Source organism: Robertmurraya massiliosenegalensis JC6 (assembly GCF_000311725.1).
GTDB lineage: Bacteria > Bacillota > Bacilli > Bacillales > Cytobacillaceae > Robertmurraya > Robertmurraya massiliosenegalensis.
Map to the genome: position 1 here is coordinate 1241992 of NZ_HE978511.1, position 7344 is coordinate 1249335.

6 protein-coding genes and 1 pseudogene are annotated in these 7344 nt (G+C 37.1%); 3 read left to right on the plus strand and 4 right to left on the minus strand.

What is annotated here, in order from left to right; all coding sequences use genetic code 11:
• Position 1: 1 nt before the first annotated feature.
• The 4 genes from BMSHG_RS06165 to BMSHG_RS06180 form a co-directional block, all read right to left on the minus strand.
• On the minus strand, positions 2 to 2455 hold the full coding sequence (locus BMSHG_RS06165; protein WP_019153568.1) for an ABC transporter permease: 2454 nt from the start codon (positions 2453 to 2455) through the stop codon (positions 2 to 4).
• Entirely contained in the window at positions 2433 to 3152 is a 720-nt protein-coding gene (locus tag BMSHG_RS06170) for an ABC transporter ATP-binding protein (protein WP_019153569.1), read from the minus strand. The genes BMSHG_RS06165 and BMSHG_RS06170 overlap by 23 nt, the downstream gene beginning before the upstream one ends.
• Before the next feature lie 199 nt (positions 3153 to 3351).
• Positions 3352 to 3897 (minus strand): hypothetical protein, encoded by a 546-nt coding sequence (locus tag BMSHG_RS06175; RefSeq protein WP_019153570.1) that lies wholly within the window; start codon positions 3895 to 3897, stop codon positions 3352 to 3354.
• A gap of 67 nt (positions 3898 to 3964) precedes the next feature.
• Entirely contained in the window at positions 3965 to 4621 is a 657-nt protein-coding gene (locus BMSHG_RS06180; RefSeq protein ID WP_019153571.1) for a DUF4097 family beta strand repeat-containing protein, read from the minus strand.
• A 333-nt stretch (positions 4622 to 4954) separates the two neighbouring features.
• Between BMSHG_RS06180 and BMSHG_RS27395 the strand changes: the two are divergent.
• From BMSHG_RS27395 to BMSHG_RS06195, 3 genes and pseudogenes are all read left to right on the plus strand, one after another.
• Positions 4955 to 5158, plus strand: a pseudogene (locus BMSHG_RS27395) (SDR family oxidoreductase); the annotation flags it as partial.
• Between the two features lie 23 nt (positions 5159 to 5181).
• Positions 5182 to 6114, plus strand: a complete 933-nt coding sequence (locus BMSHG_RS06190; protein WP_019153573.1) for an ACP S-malonyltransferase — start codon at positions 5182 to 5184, stop codon at positions 6112 to 6114.
• Between the two features lie 44 nt (positions 6115 to 6158).
• Positions 6159 to 7193: a 3-oxoacyl-ACP synthase III family protein gene (locus tag BMSHG_RS06195; protein ID WP_019153574.1), complete on the plus strand. Its 1035-nt coding sequence runs from the start codon at positions 6159 to 6161 to the stop codon at positions 7191 to 7193.
• The last annotated feature ends 151 nt before the right edge of the window (positions 7194 to 7344 follow it).

Genomic DNA, 7344 nt, shown 5'->3' on the forward strand with positions numbered 1-7344 from the left:
TCTAACCTTCTTTAAGTGCTGATATTATATCTATTTTACTTGCTGTTGTACTAGAAATCCAAGAAGCAAAGAGGCTTAAGAATATACCCGAAACGAAAGCTAATATCATGTTCCCTATTGGGATTTGAAAACTTACAAAATCTCCAAACATTTCGGAGTGGCTTGCAACGTATAGTAACAGTATTCCTAGAAGAATTCCTCCGGTCACACCAGAAATTCCGATAAGTAAACCTTCACTGGAAACCATCTTGCGAACTTGTTTTTTCGTAAAACCAATTGCTCTCATGGTTCCAATTTCTGATCTCCGTTCAAATGTGTTCATTAATAACGTATTAGCTGTACCGATGCTGGCAAGGCCGATAACCAGAATGAGCATAATTAATATTAATTCATTCATTCCAGTTAATGCAGATGTCGTTGATTGTATTTCATCTTCGACCGTCTCCACTTTAGATAGATGCTCACCAAAATCGAGCCATAGTTGATCCCGTAATGAATCCCCTTCACTTCCATCCTTTAATGTTAGAAGCATCGTGAAACTATTCGACCAACCAAATTCTTGAGGGAAATGTCGCTTATCCATAAAGGCGACATAGCTAGAATAATTCGATGTTTTTACAGAACCAAGTACCGGAAATTCTTGTGGACCATTAGGGGTCTGGATAAATATTCGCTCCCCTACATTACCTCCCCATTCATTAAAAGCCCTTTCTCCAAGGACAACAGAGGGTTCCTTTTTTAGCATATCATATATATGCTCACTTTCCTCTTCAAATAAGGAAGGTCCTGCTTCATCGATAGCATAAACGGAAAATTGCCTGCCCTCTCCATCTGTTGTTTTCCATGTTATTGGTGTTGCTTCCATTAGTGGCTCCACATCAGCAATTGAACCATAGCCTAGAAGTGTTTCCATATCCTGCTCAGTCCAAGGTGTTTCGGATGTAATCCTTATATCTCCTCCATACGTATTTCTAATTTCGTGCTCATATCCCTCTGGAGCAGATTCAATTACAGCACTTAATAACAAGATAACTGCTACCCCAACCGCTAGAACAGCCGACGTATTCGCATTTCGATTCAACTGTTTTTTTAGACTGTGAGTGGCTAGGCTACCAGCATAGCCAAACATGATTTGTAAAACAGGTCTTGAAATCGAACTTAGAGCGAGAAGAAGCAAAGGAAATAATAGTATAATGCTAGCTATTATAGCTACATAGGAAAATGGATGATCAACAAAGATAAACACTAATAAACCAATCCCAATAATAGCTCTTATTACGAAATATCTAGTAGTGGATGAAGCTTGATCTTCATTTTTCAAAGTCAATAATACTGAGGTTTTTCCTGCGTAATAAATCGGTACTAATGAAAAAATAACAGGAAATATAATCCCGCTCATCACAGCAATGATTGTAGGAATTTCCCAATTCAACGTGTAAACCATGTCAAATTCAAACACACTAAGCAGCGTTTTCATAAACAAATCGCCAAGCCAGATTCCTATCGGCACTCCAATTATAGTACCTAACATGGATAATAGGAGAACTTCCACCAGAATTAGTTTGGAAACAGAACTTTGGAGATAGCCTAAACTTTTCATAATCGCAAATTCCTTTTTTCGCTCTGTAACACTCGTATATATCATGTTAAATACAATAAATCCACTTATAAATATCGATAATGCTGCTATTAAATAGAAGAAAGTGTAGAGTCCACCGATGTCATTGCTTTGTAGGTCATCCGCAACTACCGGCTGAATATATACACTGGAATCACGATATTCCTCTTCTAACAAATGAAAAAGCTCTTCTCCGCCTGCATTCGTTTGAAATCGAAGATATGAAATCTCATCTTCAATCCCAATCCATTCTCTTAATAGTTGGAGAGGCGCCATCACACGAAAACTCATTTGCTCAGCTCGTTCCCACGTACTTGGGCTTGCGAGTAGTTGTGTATATTCTACAATAGCAGAAATTCTAGCCTCACCTAGATTAGTGAAGCTGATCGTATCTCCTACTTTTTTATTTAGTAGCTCAGCTAAAACATCTGGAATAACTAGGCCCTGATTATCTAAAGTCCCCTCTGTTACCGGAAGTTTTAATAATGGGCTATTTTGATCATTCACACCTGTTATCCGAACAGATCGCTGTTGGAGAGATAAATCCCCCTCCACCTCTAAAAACGCTTGTTTATCAAGGGCAATCAATGTATCGGTTACAGAGGAATGAGTTAGGATTGTTGAAACCTCAGATTCTGGATACGTATGTTCATCACTTAACACCCAATAATCTGCATTTGCAACATACATTTGTTCATAGTACTCGAAGACATCATTCGTAGTCCGCTCGGCAATGAGCATCGATGTAACAAATGCTACACCTAAAGTAATTCCAAGCATGGAGATGAAAAAACGTTTCTTGTTTTGGGTAATATTACGCCATGAAATTCGCCACATAATTAGTATAGTCTCCATCCTTTCTAGAGATTATCTGATCAATAACGCCATCTTTAAAAAGAATAATACGATCGGCAAACCCCGCTGCGAAAATATCATGTGTCACCATAATAATCGTTTGCTTATTCTCTCGGTTGAACTTAGAAATTAAAGTAAGAATTTCTTCTGCACGGCTTCTGTCTAAGTTACCGGTTGGCTCATCCGCCAATAACACAGAAGGATGATTGACTAGAGCTCTAGCTATCGCTACCCGCTGCTGCTGACCACCACTAAGTAAATTCGCCCGTTTCTTACCAAGTCCTTCTAGCCCAACAGTATCCATCAAATTTATAATCTGTTCAGACTTTTCTTTTTTCAGACTACCATCCGCATGGAGAGGAAATGCAATATTTTCTTCGACTGTCAGGGTAGGCAGTAACTGATAGTTTTGAAAAATAAACCCTATATACTTTCTACGAAATATGGTACGTTCTTTTTCGGTCATATTACTTATCTTACTATTACGAATCAATATATCTCCTTCGGAAGGAAGATCTAGACCACCTAAAAGTTGTAACAATGTACTTTTTCCAGAACCACTTGGGCCCATAATAGCTACAAATTCTCCTTCCTCCACTTCTAAATCTACCCCTTTTAATACTTCTGTTCGCTCCTGTCCCTGTACAAACTCCTTTTTTAAACCTTTTACTTGAATCATCTGTTCATTCCTCCCATCTTCACAAAAATATTATATACTAAGTATATACTTTCCGAAAGTGTAAAACCAAAAACAATCATAACACATAGTTAAGTAAATAAAAAACACTTATAATCATCATATACTAAGTATATACTGATTATAAGTGTTTGATTGTATTTTCCATCATTTATTACATTTACTCTTCATTTGTTGTTCCTCAGTTGATACTCTTCTGTCTTGGGGGCCAAATGAAATAAGAAATGGTGACGACAAAATCAATCCCTAAAGCAAGAGACCAAATCTTCCATATTTGAACTAACGCTTCCGTTCGTGAAGCATCGTTGATAAAGTATATGATAGCCACTAATGCTCCGGCACCAATAATATATGAAAGTATATGTCTTCCGAAGCCTTTCAAATAGTGAATGGAATAATCAATACCATAGCGTTTAACTGGTTTCGGTCCCTCTTTTGTTACATAATAACGAAACCTTTCGTCTGCCCACTTGATCATACTTTTTCCAAAGACAATCGAAACACCGATGTAAATCGCAGCAATTCCATGGGCCATCGTGGCAACTGCCCCTCGATATAAATCCACGCCTGTAATGACTAATAGTAATAAATCAATAACTGGGGTTAAAGCTAAGAAAAACAAGCCTAGCCTATCTTTCTTAAGAACATATCTTACCACTAATCCTAATATTATAACCAACCAAAACGCAATTTCACAAGCTACAATCATCCAAGCAATAAAATTCAAGCAGGGCAACTCCATTCTCATTAATATTTCCGACATGCACGATTATATCTATTCCTTTTCTGTTGAGTTAATTATTTTTCACGCTGATATCCCCAGATTTTGTTTCGATATCCAACGTAAACGTTCCCTCACCAGAAACCGCATCTATCTCTTTTCCATTATCTGCTTCATCCAATGAAACAGGGAAAGCAATCGTGTTATTTCCGCTTGCCGTTTTTGTTTTTAATTTCATATTCGGATTATCTTCCTGTATCACAATATCAACATTACCACTTTTCGATACGACTTTCACATTACTTTGAAACTCAGTAAATACTAGAGATACATCACCACTTTTTGTTGTAAATTCTAAATTATAATTTGCAAGCAGTTCGGAGCTGATATCTCCTGAGTTCCCTTCCATCACAACGTCTCCGTTAAAATCGGTAGGAATGATAACCTTAAATTCATCACCTAGATTTACTTTTGGACCAAAGGGTAGCAAACTTTTCTTTACACCTATCGTAATTTTCTCACCACTCTGTTCCAATGTTACCCCACGTCCATAATTAGCTTCCACATCCGGCTGATCCTCGCTTTCTATTATTATATCATGGCTTCCTTGTTCAATATATATCGTATTCACATCTTCCAAGTTAGCTATTTGTGTTTCCTCGCCATCGGATGCACAACCCATTAGAAGCAGCATAACCAGGAGCATAAAGGCAATACATAGTTTCTTCATCTGTCTATTTCCTCCCACATAATATACCAAAAATAACAGCATAAAAAACAAATAGAAATATCGGGACTGTAGAGAAAGAAAGCAAATATAGAACGATAGTAAAAGAAGTATCACTCTCGTCATACCCGACCAGAACATCAACTTCGTTTTATTCATCCGGTCCGCAATAACACCTCCAATAAATAACATCATAATTTGAGGTATACTGGAACCGATCATAACCATTCCAACTGCAGCCTCTAAATTTAGAACTCTTACAATATACCAAGATTGCGTAAACAAGAACATCGATGCACCAAGGCTTGAGAAAATACTTGACTTAATGTTCGAGTTAATGCGATAGCTCCAGGATATATTCAAGATACTGGAATGGTGCACCGAATACCGGAGGATACGATGACCGAATATAAAAAGAAGATTGCGATGGGACGTTTAGGATCTCCAAATGATATTGCCGAAGCTGCTTCTTTTTTGGCATCTGAGAAAGCAAATTATATTACCGGTCAAACATTAGTAGTAGATGGCGGGCTTATGTAATCGCAAATGAAGGAGGGATAGACATGAAAACAGCTATATTATTTCCACCATTAATGAAATTAAAAAAGAATGATTACAAAGACTTTTATAAAGAATTTCCGGAAGTCCGTAAGAAATTTACCGAGGCCAGTGAAATTTTAGGTTTCAATCTGGAGGAAAAGTTCTATTCAGATGATGAGGATATCATCAATGAAGGAGTCGTGGCAAGATGTGGCACGGTTACGATTTGCTCTGCTGTTCATGAAATGGTGAAGGACACCTTACCAAAGGCTGACTATTACCTAGGTCCAAGCCTAGGCCTAATTAATTCCATTCATTGTAGCGGGAGAATGTCATTTGAAGATACTTTGAGGATGGTCAAAGCAATGGTTGATATCGAAATAAGTGAATTCCCCGATAACCGGTACGGAGTTTACTTCTTCTATAATATCGATAATAATCTGCTGTTAGAGTACATGGAAGAATTTCGACAGCAAGGTGGAACATTAGAACCTATTATGTTCGGGAATTCTACACAAATGATCGTAAATGGCGACTTTGACAGCTTAGAGAAATTGAGTACGAAAGCAGCCACTCAAGGTGGATTAGGGGTAATTGTTCCTTATGGCCCCCCCTCTCATTGTAGATTAATGGAAAATGTTGAACGCAGATATATAAATGAATATGCCCCTTCTGTAGCAATAAAGGAAGTAGAGATGCCATTGTTAAGCAATGTAACTGGTAAAGAGATTACCTCCTCTGCCGAAATTAAGGAGGAACTCATTAAACAATATACTAATCCAGTCCAGTGGTATGGATCATTAAAATATATTTATCGTCAAGGCGTAGAAAAAGTAATCGTAATAGGACCTGGTCAGTTTATTACCAAGTCACTAAATTTCACAGATATCCCCTTTCAGGCAGAGCATTTAGTAACAACAGATGCCATAAAAAATAAACTAGCAGTTCGTACCTAATTATTTCTTTAATTTTAGATTAAAACGAAAGGAGGAGTTTAAATTTGAGTATAATCACTGAATTAAAAAGAGAAGTCAAGTATGCAACTGGCCTTAAAGTTCCAATTAATATTCAAGGTATTGGATTTCAAGTACCAGAAACTGTGGTCACAAATAAAGAAATCATCAAAGGTCTTGATACAACAGAAGAGTGGATACAAACAAAGACAGGTATTCAAGAAAGGAGGTTTTTAGAAGAGCCATATGTTACCTCGGATTTATGTGTAGGTGCCTGTAATGAAGCATTAATAGATGCTGGAATAACTGCAGAAGAGGTTGACATTATTATTTTAACCACTGTAACTCCAGATCAGAGCTTGCCTTCAACTGCAATGATACTAAAAGATAAATTAGGGGCAGTAAACGCGATTCCATATGATTTAAACCAAGCTGCCTGTGCAGGTGGAATTTATTCTATCTATTTAGCTGCTCACCTATTACAAAGCGAAAATATTAATAATGTATTAGTAGTCGGTGCCGAAGTACTATCTAGAGTCACTGATCCAACAGACCGTTCAACCAGAGTATTTTTTGGTGATGCTGCTGGAGCAATGGTTTTACAAAAAACAAAGGATGGCTATGGTTTGCTATCATTTGATTTGCAAGATGAAGTAAATGATGCTGTTCAAATTCCTGGGGGAGGAACTGACGCTTTACGTTCTTCCGGTATAGATGCAACTGATCTATTTATTAAAATGAACGGAAGAGAAGTATGGAATGTAGCGACTCGAGCAATTCCCTCTTCGATTCAGCATACAGTTCAATCAGCTGGACTAACGATTAAAGATATAGACCATTTTATTATTCATCAAGCTAATCTTAATATTATTAGAGAAGCATTAGACACTTTACAAGTTCCATATGACAAAACAACCGTAACAGTGCAGGAATATGGAAATACAGGATCGGCCACTATTTTTTCAAGCATTTATAAAGCAGTCAAAGAAGGAAACGTTTCTGATAACGACTATATTGTATTTTCTGCAATTGGAGCAGGCTTTTTATGGGGTTCACTTTGCTTTAGATATATTCATAATTAAAAGGAGAGGTTATACATGATTACAAGAATAAAAGAAATTTATTTGGAGTTATTTGACATTTCTATTCCTCTTGACGAATTAGATAATAATGTAGACTTGTTTGGACCAGATTCACCATATGGATTAGATTCAATGGATGTACTTAGCTTCA

Bases quoted from the DNA above. Each gene is read 5' to 3' on its own strand.
- BMSHG_RS06165 (WP_019153568.1), bottom strand. From the start codon at position 2,455: ATGTGGCGAATTTCATGGCGTAATATTACCCAAAACAAGAAACGTTTT.
- BMSHG_RS06170 (WP_019153569.1), bottom strand. From the start codon at position 3,152: ATGATTCAAGTAAAAGGTTTAAAAAAGGAGTTTGTACAGGGACAGGAG.
- BMSHG_RS06180 (WP_019153571.1), bottom strand. From the start codon at position 4,621: ATGAAGAAACTATGTATTGCCTTTATGCTCCTGGTTATGCTGCTTCTA.
- BMSHG_RS06190 (WP_019153573.1), top strand. From the start codon at position 5,182: ATGAAAACAGCTATATTATTTCCACCATTAATGAAATTAAAAAAGAAT.